Here is a 13,634-nt window from a genome sequence, read left to right on the forward strand (position 1 = left end):
CGCGGAGCTTTTCTCGGTATCTAGCACGGACCGCACGTAGTTCTGACCAGCCTCACGAGCCGGCTACGTAGATGACACTTCTGGAAGGAATCTGTCGGAGATGGTGCGAGGGAAGACCGCTCCGTTGGTCTTCCGCACTGGTGCGAGGGCCCGCGTGGGCCACATCTCGAGATGCTCACTGAGTTCGCATCTCGCAGTGCGAGGGATGCGATTCGAACGCATGGACCCCTACGGGAGCGGATCTTGAGTCCGCCGCCGTTGGCCAGGCTTGGCTACCCTCGCGCGCTGTCACAGGTTTGGCGGCCTGCGCCCGGCGGTAGCAGCCGGACAGTTATAGATAATACGATTCCGATTGTCCCGATGACCCGGCAGCCCAGTTCTGGTACTCGGCTACAAGAGCACGACTGGCACAAGATTACGACTCTGGTGCAGACTCCGAGTCGTTCTCTGAAGAGGTGTCGTCGTCTGATACGGCGTCAGGCTCGTCGTCGGTTCCAGCGTCCGAAGCAGCTCCGGTCGTCTGTATCGTCGGCCGGCGGGCCAACTGCCCGACGAGAACGCCTGCCGTCGCCACGACGGCCGGATACGCGAAGCCAAAGACGAGCGTATCGATTCTGTCTGGACGTGTGAATGCGTCCTCGCCAGCCTTCTGGGTGAAAATCGCAATCCCGTCGATAACGAATAGATACATTCCGGCGAAAGCGAGCAACACGAACCCGAGCGTGACTGTCCCGCCGCCGACGAGACCACGAATCAGGACATCCCACCACATCTGTGTCTCGTCCATCGAGACGTACCGGTAAGCCAGCACAAATCCGACGGCAAAGAGAACGACCGCGGGAATAGCGAGATACACGAAATCGGGGAAGGTCAGGTCGGGGAGAGCGTATCCCTGAGTGCTCTCCGTAGGGATAGTTCGGGCCCGTTCGTTGTAGAGTGACCCGTTGAGGTACGTCTGGACTGACACGTCTATGCTATCACTCTGGTAGAATGGGTTGTATTGAGCCTCACGGATCGTCTCTTGCAAAACGGTGGTGTTATCGACGCTATTTTCGGCGACCTCTTTCGTCTGCTGGTGAGTTGGCACGAGAAACGAGTTATAGAAGAAGTGGCCAACCTGCCGGAGCGACTGGGCCTCGAAGTCGATGCCGTCACCGGTTCCGGCTGCGATGCCGAGAAACGACAGGTAGCCAACGACAAACGAGACCAACCCACCGAGGAGTCCGCCGAACAACGGTACCCCGTAGTACCGCTCGTCGAGACCACCGAACTCGATTTTGTCTTTCACATATATGTGCCCAACGACGGCAAGTAAAAATCTTCGGGGAACGTCTTACTCGTCGGGCTCGAACTCTAGGGACGCCGAGTTGATGCAGTACCGCTGGCCCGTCGGATCGGGACCGTCGTCGAAGATATGTCCGAGGTGGCTCTCACAGCGGGCACAGATTGCCTCGGTCCGACGCATGCCGTGGCTGGTGTCAACAGCGGTGCCGACGTTGCCCTCCTCGAGCACGTCGAAGAAACTCGGCCAGCCGCTGCCAGAGTCGTATTTCTGTTCGGAGTGGAACAGCTCCGCGCCACAGGCCTTACACGAGAAGACGCCCGCCTCGTCGATGTCGAGCAACTCGCCGCTGAATCGCGGCTCTGTGTCTCCCTCTCGGAGGATTTTATACTCCTCCTCAGTCAGGATTTCTTGCCACTCGTCTTCGTGTTCCGGGACGGTGTCGTGTTCGCTCATTATATCGAATACAGATATGCCTTCAACACATATAATTGGACGGTTTCGGCCACTTCTGCCCGGAACCGACGCTACTGACTGGCGGCAACGGCCACCGCGACAGTCGAGATAACAGCGACCACGAAGAGACCCCAGCCCGCATGCGAGAGCGCGACACGCTCTGCAAGAGCGGCACTGATAGCGAGCTCGGCCGCGTGGTGTCCGGGAAGCCAGTCGGCCCACCCCGGAGACCCACCCAGGGGCAGCCCGAGCAGGAGGATGTCGAACATCGGGATGAAAAGGAGGAGATAGACTCCGGCCATCCGGTCGATAAACAGGCCCGCAAGGACTCCGATACCGCCGTAGGTCGCCCCAGCCACCACCAGCGCGAACAGGAACCACCCGAGATGTTCAGGGACGCTGTAGATCATCGTGACAGCCAGCGAGACACACACGACGAGAATCGCCACGGCCGCCAGCAGACAGAGGCGGGCGACAAGCAGTTCCGCACCACGGAAGCCGACGACCCGCAGGCGCTCGTCGATGTCCCGTGAGCGCTGGACGAGAAACAGCCCCGTGATACCTACGAGCAGGGCCGCAGTGACCGGCCCCATGAGCGAGAGCATCAGGCTCACAAGGTCCGTCTCGACGGTGACCGTTCCCTCGGCTGTCGCAACCGCGACCCGGACGGGGTCGTCCGGCACCAGCCACCCCCACAGCCCGATGAAATACACCGGGAGAAACGCCAGAAGGCCGAGTAACACCGGGTCGCGTAACACCTCCTTGCCCGCAACGACCGCGGCGGCCTGGACCCGCTGGCGGCGAGAGACGTGGCTCATGTCAGGTCACCCCCGTAGATGACGAGTGCGACTGCGAGCACGCCGAGGGCAGCGGCGTAGCCAAGGACGGTCAGCACCTCCCCGCCCGAGACCGTCCCGTCGTAGACGGCCGCATGGAGCATGTCGTGTGGCGTCGCAAGCGGGAAGTACTCGATGACAGCACTCTCTGTCGGGACAACACCGATAGAGCCGAACGAATCGATATCGGCCAGAAATACGAGGACAAGCGACCCCTCAAGTTCGCGGCCGAGGAGTGCGCCGAGACAGACCCCCACGAGTGCGTAGACGAGTGCGGCACCGAGAAGCGCACCGAACGCGACGAGCGGGCGCTCGGGGGTGACATCGGTCCGTAGCCAGAACGTCACGAACGTGATGGCGGCAACGAGGCCGCCGGCAATCAGCACCGTCAGCAGGCGGGCGAGAAGGACCTCGGCCGGGCGATAGCCACAGACGACCAGTCGCCGGTCGGACTGGGCCGTGCCGACAACCTGGAAGACGCCGAGTAGTCCGGCGAGAAACGCCGTCGCAAAGAGCGCGCCGCCGAGGTCGGCGGCCCCCGGGGTGAGGTCGATTCCCGGTGCCGCCGAGATGGGGTCGACTGCGAGTTCGTACATGAAAAGCACCGCAGGCGGAAGAACCACCAGCAGGACGACGTTCATCGGCTTCCGGAGGAACGTACGAAGGCCCGCGCCGACGGCTGCCCGCTGCCGTGGCGCTATCGACATCTACGCCACCTCCTCGCCGGATTGCTGGCGTTCGAGGGTGCCATCCTGAAGTTCGTAGATGCGGTCGAACCGGTCGTGTTCCTCAACGAAGTGACTGATAATGACGATTGCAGTTCCCTGGGCGGCCAGTTCGTCGGTGAACTCCCAGAACGTCTGGTAGGTTTCCCAGTCGAATCCGGTGTACGGCTCGTCGAGCAACAGCACGTCGGGCTGGTGAAGCAGTGCGACCGAGAGATTTACCTTCTGTTGGTTGCCGCCGCTCAGGTGGTCGATTCGGGTGTCGAGATACTCCTCGTACTCGAATCGGTCGGCGAGCCAGGCCAGTCGCTCGCGAATCGTCTCGCTGTCCATGCCGTAGCCGCTGCCAAACAACTGCATCGTCTCTCGGACCGTCAGCCGGTCGTACAGAAGTGTCTCCTGTGGACACCAGCCGATAGTTCCCTGGCGCTTTACCTCGCCACCGTCCCGGTCCAGAACCCCGACCAGAATCTTCATCAGGGTCGATTTTCCCGAGCCGTTGCCGCCCACGATGCCGACGAGTTCGGACTCGTTGACCGTCAGTGTCGCACCCGTCAACACGTCGACGGTCCGCCCGAACGGGAGCCAGGAGTCGTAGGTCTTCTCGATGTCTGTGCCACGAAGCAGCCACGTGTCGTCTGACTGCTCGTCGTCCGGTATCGCTTTGTTCTCTAAATTCGGCATTTACCGAATATTCGGTATAAACTCATTTATCCCTTACGGTCAAACGTGACGGTGATGGATGAGAACGGCGACAGCCAGGAGACAGAGGTCGAGCGAGCACGCGAGGAGGTCATCGAGGCGATGGCGACCACGGCCGAGATGTACGGGACAAAGCGGAGCCTCGGCCGACTCTACGGCATCCTGTACTTTGCAGACGGGCCGCTCTCGCTGGACGACCTCGCCGAGCGCAGCGATTACGCCAAATCGACAGTCAGTTCGGCGATGTCGACCTTGGAGCGGTACTACCTGGTGAAACGGCGGTCACTTCCAGGAGAGGGAAAACGTGCCTTCTTCGAGGCCGAACGCGAGTGGTGGGACGTGATGAAGCGGTTGCTCGAAACCGAAGGACAACGCGAGATCGTGACGATGAACCGAGCACTCGATACGGCACAACAACGGCTCGAAGCTAGCGACAGCCCCGACGCGGAACATGACCTCGCCAGGGTGTCACAGCTCCAGGAGTACTACGGCCAGATAGAGCAGTTCGTCAATCTGCTCTCTGAACTCAGTCCAGAGGAGATGATGGCATTCGCGGAAGCGATGGAGAGCCCCGACAGCGGCAAGTAGTCTGTCCTCTCTGTCTTGGCCGACAGGTCGCCCGTGGGTGGGTCGACACGCTTGGCGTGGGCTGTGTCGGGACACCTGGTACCGTCGTCTTTAGTAGTTTGGCGACCACATCGACAGATGTGAGCGACGTGACAGAGCGACTCGAATGGCTGGCCCCGTCCGAGCGGACGTTCGCGGGCTATCTGTTCTGGCTCTCACGCCCGCGGTTCTGGCTCTATCTCGCGGGGCCTGTTGTCGTCGGCGTGACCTACGGCGCCTCGACGACGAGTGATCTCTTCACTCCGCTCTCAGTCGCGCTGTTTCTGTACTTCCTGCTTCCGGCGAACGTCTTCCTGTACGGTATCAACGACCGATTCGACGCCGATATCGACGAGCACAACCCCAAGAAATCCGAGGGCGGCCGCGAGGTACGGTACTCCGGTGGTAACCGAGTGACTGGAATCGTGCTCGTCTGTGGTGCGCTCGGCGTGGCGTTCGTTCCAGTACTCCCAATCGAAAGCACCGTCGCAATGGGCGCGTTTCTGGCCCTCGGTGCCGCCTACAGCGTCCCGCCGTTACGTTTCAAGACAACCCCTGTCCTCGACTCGGTCTCGAACGGGCTCTATGTCACGCCGGCACTCGTCGCCTACGGCGCTGTTGCCGGCACAGCACCGCCGCTACTCGCGGTCGCCAGCGGGTGGGTCTGGGCGATGGGGATGCACACCTTCTCGGCGATACCCGACATCGACCCCGACCGCGAGGCCGGTATCGACACGACGGCGACGATGCTCGGTGAGCGAGCGACCCTCGTCTACTGTGGGGCCTGCTGGCTGGTGGCCGCGGGCACGATGGCGCTGGTCGACCCCCGTCTCGGCCTCGTCTTTCTTGTCTACCCGCTGTTCGCCGGCGTCATCGGCCGGCTCGGGGTCGACATAGCTCGCGCGTACTGGTGGTTCCCGGTGTTGAACACGTTCGCCGGCATGGCGCTGACGATGGGCCGTCTCTGGGTGATGCTGTATGCGTGAGTGGGGGGAGACCGATGGCTGACGGGACAGAACAGGTCACCCTCGACAGAGAGGGGGTATCGCGGGCGTTCTCGGACAGGGCAGGGTTCGAGGCGGCACTGGATACCCTCGTCGATACCAACCGGTTCACGATTGCGGTCGTCTTCCCGCTTATCGGAGCCGTGACGCTGCTCGCCAGCGCCCAGGGGTTGCTCCCTTCGCTGCTTTCGTTTAACCCCGCGCTGGTGTTGTTCGGCGTGTTCGTGATGCGACTCCCGCTGGTCTCTGGACTGCTCCCACTCGTCGACCGACGCGGGGCCGTGGCGCTGTCGCTTCTGTTCGCGTACACGTACGCAATCGAGTTTCTCGGCGCGACGCGTGGCATCCCCTACGGCGAGTTTAGCTACAACATCTCGCTTGGACCGATGCTTGCAGGGACCATCCCCGTGGCGCTGCCGCTGTTTTTCGTCCCGCTTGTCGTCAACAGCTACCTGCTCTGTCTGCTGTTGCTCCGTGGGCGGGCGGCCTCGCCGCTGGTGCGTCTGCCGGTCGTCGCCGCAACCGTCGTCGCCGTCGACCTGGTGCTCGACCCTGCGGCGGTCGCGCTCGGGTTCTGGGAGTTCGCCGAGGGTGGCTTCTACGGCGTTCCGGCAATGAACTACGCGGGTTGGGTGTTGAGTGCCGTCGTCGCGACGGTGCTCATCGACGCCGCCTTCGACAGGGAGCAACTGCGCGAGCGCGTCGAGGTCTGCCCGTACATGCTCGATGACATGGTGAGTTTTGTCCTGTTGTGGGGTGCTGTCAACGCGTTCTATCAGGCCTGGGTGCCGGTCGCAATCGCCGCTGGGTTCGGGGTCGCCCTCCTGGCAACTGACCGCTTCGACTTCGACGTGGCTCCGCTGTAGCGTCGGTAGTGTTCAGATAAGGATTTACAGTAGTGATTGAGACGGGGAAAGCTCTCGACTCCCGCGTTCCGAAAGACTCGCCCCGCTCGTCTTTCGTCGTTCCGCTCATGCTATTCGCGGAACACTCGCTGTGCGTGGTTCGAAAGAGCTGCTCTTTCGTCATCACGAAAGTCTCCGATTTTCGCAGGCCGCCAGGATTTGGCTGAGTCACGGGCAGAAACCGGCTTGGAGATCGGTGCTTATCTGAACACCGCCGGAAAGGGCGGGAGAAATTTTATAATAGCTTGCTCTGTATAAGACGGCAGAGTTTTTATGACTCACGACAACACGACTCACGACTTCGTTATTGTCGGTGCCGGGTCCGCTGGCTGTGCGCTCGCACACCGCCTCTCCGGGAGCGAGGACAGGGATGTACTCCTACTTGAAGCCGGTGAACCGGACAACAGAGAAGAGATTCACGCGCCACCACGGTTTCCCGAGCTGTACAGTTCGGCAGTTGACTGGGACTACCACACAGTTCCGCAGTCGGAGCTGAACGACCGACAGCTGTACCACCCTCGGGGAAAGACCCTCGGCGGGTCAAGTTCGCTCAACGGGATGATATACATCCGAGGTCATCCCAGTGACTACGATGGATGGGCAAAACTGGGCAACGATGGGTGGGGGTACGACGACATTGTCCCATACTTCAAGCGGGCGGAACACTTCGAGCCGGGTGATGGCGAGTACCACGGTGAGGGTGGTCCGCTGAACGTCGCCGAGCAGGTCGAGCCACACCCGGTTTCGGAAGCGCTCGTCGAGGCGATGGCAGAAGTCGGCATCGATCACAACCCCGATTTCAACGCCGACGGGCAAGCGGGGGGCGGGTTCTACCACCTGACACAGAAAGACGGCGAACGGTGTAGCAGTGCGGCCGCGTACATTACACCTGTCCTCGACCGGTCGAACCTGACCGTCGAGACTGAGGCGAAGGTGACGAGCGTCAGGTTTGACGGAGACCGCGCGGTCGGCGTCGAGTACGAACACGACGGCACGACCAGAACCGCCGAGGCCCGCGAGGAAGTCATTCTCTCGGCGGGCGCAATAAACTCTCCGCAGCTGCTCATGCTGTCAGGCATCGGCCCCGCAGATCATCTTCAGGACCACGGTATCGAGGTCCGGGCCGACCGCCCCGGTGTCGGTCGGAACTTGCAGGACCACCTGAAACTCGGAGTGGTATACGAACAGACCGACGGGCAACCGGCCCCGGCACCCACCTCGAACGTTGTCGAGACTGGCTGTTTCGTCCGGACTGACGACGACCTGCCCGCGCCGGACCTCCAGTTCCACAACGCGCCGGTGTACCTACTTGAGCACGGCCTCGGCGCACCCGACGACGATCGCACGTTCTTCACCATGATGCCGACACAGATTCGGCCAGAGAGCAGCGGGACGGTCCGGCTGGCTTCAGGCGACCCGCACGACTCTCCGGTTATCGACCCCGAATACCTGAGCGCTGACAGTGATATCGAACCACTGGTCGAGGGGGTCAAACTCGCCCGGGAAATTGCCGATACCGAAGCGCTGGCGCCGTACTGCGGCTCAGAGGTTCATCCGGGATCCGATGTCACCTCGGACGAGGAGATCCGCGAGTTCGTCCGCAAACACGCCTCGACGGTGTACCACCCGGTCGGGACCTGCAAGATGGGTGACGACGAGATGGCTGTCGTCGACGACACCCTCCGCGTCAGGGGCGTCAACGGGCTGCGTGTCGTGGACGCATCGGTCATGCCACGCATCGTCGGCGGGAACACGAACGCACCCACAATCGCTATCGCGGAGAAGGCAGCAGACCTCCTGACCGTGTAAGCGTCCGGGCCGCCCTATGCTGTTGCTGGCGTCTAGTTGCCGCCAGCAACATGCTGTGACCTGTTCGCTGTCAGTGTGCGTTCTCGGCTTCGAGCGTCGCCCCGAGCGCGACCAGCGTCGCCTCGTTGCACCAGGGGCCGACAGACTGGCGGTCGACCGCTCTTCTTAAGCACGTATCTCATCAGTCCACTCACTGTCGGCGAGGAAGCCGTGGACACTACCCACGGGTACTTCATCGCCGCCAGCGTCGCCAAGCGAATGTCTATTCGCTAGTTGTCCACTCTCTTGATAGCAGCAGCAAGAGAGGAGTCTGAATCGCTGAGAACGCCGATACGAGGCGAAGTACACTTTTGCCACTGCGGAGACTCGGAGAACAGTCACAAATCTGGTTGCTTTTCGCTGTGACCGTCGCTCAACCGACTCTCAGAACATAGCTGTTGCTCCCCGCCAGCCTCGCTTCCCGAAGCGAGGCGGCTTAGCCGAGTCCGTGTTCGTGCCCTGCTGGTAGTCCCTGGCCGTTCGTCTGGTGTTCATCCTTCCAGCCGAACTCATCGTCCAGCACCTCCTCGATCCTATGGAGAAACGCGTCGTTGAACGTGAAATCGGTCGGAAGTGCTCGCCCGCCACGCCGTGGCCGGGCGAGCACTGCCCACTGCAACACAACCCACAACTGCTCCAGCAGAAACCCAACGCGCACGTAGAACAGCCGAATTGTCGTTGATGGCGTAACATCCTCCCACGGCTGGCCGCCTCGCGGCTTACGTCGTCGGGGTTCCTCGAGGGCGTCTCGCCCTTTCAGTCCACCAGGGTTCAGCTGAGTCGCGAGCAGAAAATGACTCGTTAATCGGTGCTTATCTGAACACCGCCGTAGCGTCGGGTCAGCAGACTTAACACCCGAGCCGACGAGGGGTGAACAGGAATGGGACGGGCCCAATCGGAGACACAACAGCTTCTCGCGTTCATCGTCGGCGTCACGGTGTTGCTTGCAGTTCTCCCCACAGCGCTCGGTTTTGCCGGTGTCGACATCCGAGACGGGTCGCTCAGCGGCGACCAAGCGACGACCGAAGACGAACACGACGACGGGGCGTTGGTCGTCCTCTCGTCGTACGGAACCGCAATCAACGACGACCGGACCAGCGTCGGCGTCGTCGAGGTACTCGTCACGCCCGCAGCCGAAAGCGTCAGCGTCAGCGACGTGACCGTGACCTGGGACGGAGCGGACCAATATCTACTCACGCCCCCACAGGTCGGCGCTGGCGACGCCTCCTTCGGTGTCGACCCGCTCGATGGCGGGACCGAACTCCAGCCCGGCGAGCGACTCGTCTTCCAGTTCGATTGCGGCACCGACGATATCGAGGGTGCACAACACGTTGGCGACCGCCTCACGCTCGGCGAGGCGGTGACGCTGACAATCACGACAGGGACCGGAGCGGAGACGACGACGACCCTTCGCGTGCCCGATCCGCTCCCGCCCGGTCTCGCGGTCAGGCTCTGAGCCCTACGCGCCGTCGCTGAGGCGGTCGTACTGCTCCTGGAAGCTCTCCAGACACGAGGAACAACAGAAGTGATAGACGGTGCCGTCGAAGCTCTCACGCTCGCCCTCTGTGTCGACCGTGTTCCCGCATTCGACACAGTCGGGAGCAAACTCTGCCTGGTCGAGCTGTGGCGTCCACGACGTCTCGGCGAGGAGCTGTACGTCGTACGAACGGACGGAATCGACCACCTCTTCGAAGAGAGTCTCCACGTCGCCGTCAGTGACCGCAGCGGTACAGACGAGTGTCTCGCCTGCGGTCCGGAAGACGTGTTCGACCGCGGGCTGTTCCTGGAGGTGAGACTCAAGTCGTTTGCCGGTCCCCGGGTCAGCCTGGACGGTCACGAGCACGGGTGTCCCCTCGCGCAACAGCCCCCGGTCGAGGTCGACGGTGAACCGCCGGATGAGGCCGATCTCTCGGAGGCGGTCAATGCGGTCGGAGACGGCAGGTGCCGAGAGTCCAACCGTCTCGGCGATATCGCTGTAGGAGCGTCGCCCGTCGTCCAGAAGAATCCGAAGAATCTCTCTGTCGGTGTCGTCGAGTCCGCGCATACGGTATCGTTCGCGCGTCGGAAGAAAAGCGTTCGGCGTGACTGGAGGCGGTGTTTCGGTTAACGTGTTGGTTATGGAATGTGAAACAGCAAGGCAGTCTCGCCCAAATCCGCGTTCGAGGCCGGGCGGGACTGAAAGGGGCGAGTCGTTCGACGAGCGAGACGACCCAAGGACCGCAACGGAGTGAGGACCGCAGCGAGTCGCAGCCGTCGAACGACTCGGGGCTTTCTTGCTGTTCTGCCCGCTCTCACTAAGAGTTCTTAAATAAACACCACCGACTAGACGGTCTCGGCGACATCGTCGGGCGTCGCCGGCGTGACGTGGATAGAGCCAGCGATAGCGTTCGGAATCGAGACTGTCGGCCCATCTTCCAGACGGACGGTTATCATCCCGATTGGCGTAATCTCGTCGACGGTGAGTTCGGTCCCAGGTGTGAGGCCGACATCCTTGAGATAGTCGAGTTCCTCGGCGTCACGGTCCCGAACTCGTTCGACGACGACCGACTCGCCTTCGTCGTACTCATCGAGTCGTCCGCCGTCGGTCTCTTCGAGCGGGTCGAGGCTGTCGGTCGGAATCGGGTCACCGTGAGGGTCGACCGCCGGGTCATCGAGCGCGTCCGCGACCCGACGCTCGAACTCCTCGCTGATGTGGTGTTCGAGCCGGTCGGCCTCGTCGTGGACCTCGGCCCAGTCGTAGTCCAGTTGCTCGGCGAGGTAGGTCTCGATGAGGCGATGATGACGGAGAACTTCGAGCGCGACCGTCTCCCCTTCCGGCGTGAGCTCGACGCCGCTGTATTTCTCGCGGTCGACGAGCTCGCGGTCTTCGAGTTTCTCCATCATGCTCGTGACCGTCGGCGGCGTCACGTCCATATACTCCGCGATGCTGGAGGTTGAAACAGGAGCGCCCTCTATCTCCTTGAGCTCGTAGACCGCCTTCAGATAGTCCTCCATCTTCGCGCTCAACATGTGTGTTCTCGCTAGCGCGGTTCCGGGCAAAAAGATGGCGACTGGTCACTCAAACAGAAGGCTGTGCCGAAGGCTTTTGAGTGTGATAGCCTAATAATTGTGTATGAGAGACGACCGCGACGACCCGTTTGACGAGTTCTTCAGCGAGATTGAACGCATGATGAACGAGATGATGGCCGAGAACGGCGACGTCCACTTCGAGCACAACAGAGCCGGCAGCCAGGAGACCTCCGGTAACGTTCACCTCGATGTTCACGAGAGTGACGACGACGTTCGTGTCGTCGCGGACATTCCCGGTGTCGAGAAAGACGATATCGACCTGAAATGCGACGGTCGAACGCTCCATCTCGACGCGACCGGCAACACCCGGCAGTACCGCGAACAGATTTCACTCCCCACGCCCGTCGAGGAGACCTCTGCCCAAGCGACCTACAACAACGGCGTGCTCGAAGTCGTCTTCGCCCACGACGACGACTCGACGAGTATCGACATCTAGCTCGTCTTCTCCGTATAAACGGCCCCCAATATCGTGGACCGACCACTACCACCGCCCAGTTCCTTCCATCGTCTATGGGAGCGACAGAGTCAATTCCACTCAGAAGTGACGACCTCCAGGAACAGGTGACGTGGGCGATTGCCCTCTGGCTGCTGTTGACCTTCAGCCTAGCGCTGACACTGACGTTGTTTCTTCCCTAAGACGCTGAAACGAGCGGCTCACTGATAGTGATTGTTGCGAGTCGTTACCGCCGTCGGGAAACGAGACGTGGGTCTCACGCCGTGAAACACTGATATTCGTGACGTGGTCACGAAAATAACCGCAATAATCACTATGAGGCCCTCAGGGAGCGAGGCCTTCGAGTCGGGTACGGGCCTGTTCGAGCGTGGCCGGCCGTGCAGCCACGTCGACATGGACGCTGTCGCTGTCGTACGTGGCTTCGACATCGACGGCTTCGTCATGGAGCCAGGAGAGCAGCGACATCGCGTCCTCGGACAGCGGGAGCGTCAGCGCCTCGTGTTCGAGTGACGGGAGTTTCTCACAGATTGCCGACGTGAGCGCATCGAGGTTGTCACCCCGACCGGCGCTCACGACGACCGCGTTCGGGGCAAGCTCATCGACAGCGTCGCGTTTCTCCCGGCGGACCTGTTCGGAGACGAGGTCGGCCTTGTTGAGCGCGGTCACCACCGGCGGATGCGCCTCGCCAAGCGCGTCGTGGACCGTCTCCAGTTTGCGCCGGAGTTCTTCGACAGGCTGTGCGAGGTCGGCCACGACGACGACGGCGTCGGCGTCTTCGACAGCGCTCAGGGTGTTCCGGAACGACTCGACCAGCCAGTGAGGCAGGTCGTCCAGGAAGCCGACGGTGTCAGTGACGAGCGTCGAGCGACCCGATAGTGTCGCCCGCCGCGTCGCCGTCTCCAGCGTCTTGAACAGCCTGTCCTCGACGGCTGCAGTCTCGTCGAGGTCGTCGTGTGCCGTCTCGCCGAGTTCCATCTCGTCGGCCAGCCGGCGCAACAGCGTCGACTTGCCCGCGTTCGTATAGCCCGCCAGCGCTACCAGGTCGAACCCCTCTTCGCGGCGCTGTGCTCGGTGCTGTTCGGCGACCGAGGGGAGGTCGTCAAGTTTGTTTTCGAGTTCGTCGATACGGTCCAGCAGGTCGTAGTACCGGGTTCCGCTCTCGGTGAAGCGGTTGAGCGCACCCTCGTCCGAGCGTTCCCGGACGCGAGGCAGGCGGTACTGGAGCCGGGCGAGTTCGACCTGGAGCTGTGCCCGGCGGCTCCTGGCCTGGTCGGCGAAGATTTCGAGGACGACCCGGTGGCGGTCGACGACGTGTGCGCCGACGGTGTCTTCGAGTGTCACTGTCTGCTGTGGCGTCAGCTCGGCGTCGACGACGACCGTCTCTGCCCCGGTCTCCTCGACCAACTCTGCGATTTCTGTGACTTTTCCGGGCCCGAGTTCGGTCCCTGGGTCCGGGGGTCGTTGCTGTGTGACCTCGGCCACCACGCGTGCGCCGGCGGCCTCGGTCAGTCCGCGAATCTCGTCTGTGTCTGGTGTCTCGTCTGTCGTCCGTTGTGCGATGATTGCCGTCTGTAACATGTGTGTGGACGGCTGCGATGCTCTGTAACTGTCCCTCCCCGGCGAACAACGCTGTCGCTGGGGGTCAGTCGAACAAAACGGGTATCATCGACGCGCCGGTGTCCGGCAGCCTCACGAACGGCCAGGGCGTCGAGGACCCCGTTAGAAGGAGGAGAGCTCCATGTTACTA

At 62.0% G+C, this 13,634-nt stretch carries 15 protein-coding genes, 1 tRNA gene and 1 pseudogene; 7 read left to right on the top strand and 10 right to left on the bottom strand.

The features are described 5' to 3' along the window. Positions 1 to 197: 197 nt before the first annotated feature. From OSC37_RS05330 to OSC37_RS05355, 6 genes are all read right to left on the bottom strand, one after another. Positions 198 to 282, bottom strand: a tRNA-Leu gene (locus OSC37_RS05330). 133 nt (positions 283 to 415) lie between these two features. Further along, the gene (locus OSC37_RS05335) at positions 416 to 1,288 is read right to left on the bottom strand and encodes a DUF7978 family protein (RefSeq protein WP_267163561.1); all 873 of its coding nucleotides are present in this window, start codon (positions 1,286 to 1,288) and stop codon (positions 416 to 418) included. Positions 1,289 to 1,333: 45 nt separating this feature from the next. Further along, the gene (msrB, locus tag OSC37_RS05340; protein ID WP_267163562.1) at positions 1,334 to 1,738 is read right to left on the bottom strand and encodes a peptide-methionine (R)-S-oxide reductase MsrB; all 405 of its coding nucleotides are present in this window, start codon (positions 1,736 to 1,738) and stop codon (positions 1,334 to 1,336) included. 71 nt (positions 1,739 to 1,809) lie between these two features. Further along, entirely contained in the window at positions 1,810 to 2,556 is a 747-nt protein-coding gene (locus tag OSC37_RS05345) for a hypothetical protein (RefSeq protein WP_267163563.1), read from the bottom strand. Then, positions 2,553 to 3,281 carry an ABC transporter permease gene (locus tag OSC37_RS05350; RefSeq protein WP_267163564.1) on the bottom strand — a complete coding sequence of 243 codons (729 nt, stop codon included), beginning with the start codon at positions 3,279 to 3,281 and terminating at the stop codon, positions 2,553 to 2,555. Before OSC37_RS05350 ends, OSC37_RS05345 begins: the two co-directional genes overlap by 4 nt. After that, entirely contained in the window at positions 3,282 to 3,983 is a 702-nt protein-coding gene (locus tag OSC37_RS05355) for an ABC transporter ATP-binding protein (protein WP_267163565.1), read from the bottom strand. 54 nt (positions 3,984 to 4,037) lie between these two features. On the opposite strand from OSC37_RS05355, the gene OSC37_RS05360 reads away from it, so the two are divergent. The 4 genes from OSC37_RS05360 (at position 4,038) to OSC37_RS05375 (ending at position 8,325) form a co-directional block, all read left to right on the top strand. Then, positions 4,038 to 4,589: a GbsR/MarR family transcriptional regulator gene (locus OSC37_RS05360; RefSeq protein WP_267163566.1), complete on the top strand. Its 552-nt coding sequence runs from the start codon at positions 4,038 to 4,040 to the stop codon at positions 4,587 to 4,589. Positions 4,590 to 4,708: 119 nt separating this feature from the next. Continuing rightward, complete coding sequence (locus tag OSC37_RS05365) at positions 4,709 to 5,593, top strand: prenyltransferase (RefSeq protein WP_267163567.1); 885 nt, start codon at positions 4,709 to 4,711, stop codon at positions 5,591 to 5,593. A gap of 14 nt (positions 5,594 to 5,607) precedes the next feature. Then, positions 5,608 to 6,477, top strand: a complete 870-nt coding sequence (cruF, locus tag OSC37_RS05370) for a bisanhydrobacterioruberin hydratase (protein ID WP_267163568.1) — start codon at positions 5,608 to 5,610, stop codon at positions 6,475 to 6,477. Positions 6,478 to 6,789: 312 nt separating this feature from the next. Next, a complete protein-coding gene (locus tag OSC37_RS05375; RefSeq protein ID WP_267163569.1) occupies positions 6,790 to 8,325 on the top strand; it encodes a GMC family oxidoreductase in 1,536 nt (511 codons plus the stop codon). A gap of 475 nt (positions 8,326 to 8,800) precedes the next feature. Here OSC37_RS05375 and OSC37_RS05380 read toward each other — a convergent pair. Further along, a pseudogene (locus OSC37_RS05380) lies at positions 8,801 to 9,052 on the bottom strand (ISH3 family transposase); the annotation flags it as partial. A 192-nt stretch (positions 9,053 to 9,244) separates the two neighbouring features. On the opposite strand from OSC37_RS05380, the gene OSC37_RS05385 reads away from it, so the two are divergent. Further along, positions 9,245 to 9,820 carry a hypothetical protein gene (locus tag OSC37_RS05385; RefSeq protein ID WP_267163570.1) on the top strand — a complete coding sequence of 192 codons (576 nt, stop codon included), beginning with the start codon at positions 9,245 to 9,247 and terminating at the stop codon, positions 9,818 to 9,820. Positions 9,821 to 9,823: 3 nt separating this feature from the next. Here the strand turns inward: OSC37_RS05385 and OSC37_RS05390 are convergent, their stop codons facing one another. After that, positions 9,824 to 10,408 (bottom strand): winged helix-turn-helix transcriptional regulator, encoded by a 585-nt coding sequence (locus tag OSC37_RS05390; RefSeq protein WP_267163571.1) that lies wholly within the window; start codon positions 10,406 to 10,408, stop codon positions 9,824 to 9,826. A 278-nt stretch (positions 10,409 to 10,686) separates the two neighbouring features. Next, positions 10,687 to 11,373 carry a metal-dependent transcriptional regulator gene (locus OSC37_RS05395; protein WP_267163572.1) on the bottom strand — a complete coding sequence of 229 codons (687 nt, stop codon included), beginning with the start codon at positions 11,371 to 11,373 and terminating at the stop codon, positions 10,687 to 10,689. A 103-nt stretch (positions 11,374 to 11,476) separates the two neighbouring features. Here OSC37_RS05395 and OSC37_RS05400 point away from each other — a divergent pair, with 103 nt between their 5' ends. Together OSC37_RS05400 and OSC37_RS05405 are read left to right on the top strand one after the other, a co-directional pair. Beyond that, positions 11,477 to 11,869, top strand: coding sequence for an Hsp20/alpha crystallin family protein (locus OSC37_RS05400; protein WP_267163573.1), 393 nt, complete (start codon positions 11,477 to 11,479; stop codon positions 11,867 to 11,869). A 74-nt stretch (positions 11,870 to 11,943) separates the two neighbouring features. Further along, on the top strand, positions 11,944 to 12,069 hold the full coding sequence (locus OSC37_RS05405) for a hypothetical protein (protein ID WP_267163574.1): 126 nt from the start codon (positions 11,944 to 11,946) through the stop codon (positions 12,067 to 12,069). A gap of 142 nt (positions 12,070 to 12,211) precedes the next feature. Here OSC37_RS05405 and hflX read toward each other — a convergent pair whose 3' ends face one another. After that, the gene (gene hflX / locus OSC37_RS05410) at positions 12,212 to 13,465 is read right to left on the bottom strand and encodes a GTPase HflX (protein ID WP_267163575.1); all 1,254 of its coding nucleotides are present in this window, start codon (positions 13,463 to 13,465) and stop codon (positions 12,212 to 12,214) included. Positions 13,466 to 13,634: the final 169 nt, after the last annotated feature.

The sequence above is a fragment of the Halovenus salina genome (genome assembly GCF_026410925.1).
GTDB lineage: Archaea > Halobacteriota > Halobacteria > Halobacteriales > Haloarculaceae > Halovenus > Halovenus salina.

Coding starts and splice junctions, on each gene's coding strand:
- msrB (WP_267163562.1), bottom strand. CDS start 1,738: ATGAGCGAACACGACACCGTCCCGGAACACGAAGACGAGTGGCAAGAA.
- OSC37_RS05345 (WP_267163563.1), bottom strand. CDS start 2,556: ATGAGCCACGTCTCTCGCCGCCAGCGGGTCCAGGCCGCCGCGGTCGTT.
- OSC37_RS05350 (WP_267163564.1), bottom strand. CDS start 3,281: ATGTCGATAGCGCCACGGCAGCGGGCAGCCGTCGGCGCGGGCCTTCGT.
- OSC37_RS05355 (WP_267163565.1), bottom strand. CDS start 3,983: ATGCCGAATTTAGAGAACAAAGCGATACCGGACGACGAGCAGTCAGAC.
- OSC37_RS05360 (WP_267163566.1), top strand. CDS start 4,038: ATGGATGAGAACGGCGACAGCCAGGAGACAGAGGTCGAGCGAGCACGC.
- cruF (WP_267163568.1), top strand. CDS start 5,608: ATGGCTGACGGGACAGAACAGGTCACCCTCGACAGAGAGGGGGTATCG.
- OSC37_RS05375 (WP_267163569.1), top strand. CDS start 6,790: ATGACTCACGACAACACGACTCACGACTTCGTTATTGTCGGTGCCGGG.
- OSC37_RS05385 (WP_267163570.1), top strand. CDS start 9,245: ATGGGACGGGCCCAATCGGAGACACAACAGCTTCTCGCGTTCATCGTC.
- OSC37_RS05390 (WP_267163571.1), bottom strand. CDS start 10,408: ATGCGCGGACTCGACGACACCGACAGAGAGATTCTTCGGATTCTTCTG.
- OSC37_RS05395 (WP_267163572.1), bottom strand. CDS start 11,373: ATGTTGAGCGCGAAGATGGAGGACTATCTGAAGGCGGTCTACGAGCTC.
- OSC37_RS05400 (WP_267163573.1), top strand. CDS start 11,477: ATGAGAGACGACCGCGACGACCCGTTTGACGAGTTCTTCAGCGAGATT.
- OSC37_RS05405 (WP_267163574.1), top strand. CDS start 11,944: ATGGGAGCGACAGAGTCAATTCCACTCAGAAGTGACGACCTCCAGGAA.
- hflX (WP_267163575.1), bottom strand. CDS start 13,465: ATGTTACAGACGGCAATCATCGCACAACGGACGACAGACGAGACACCA.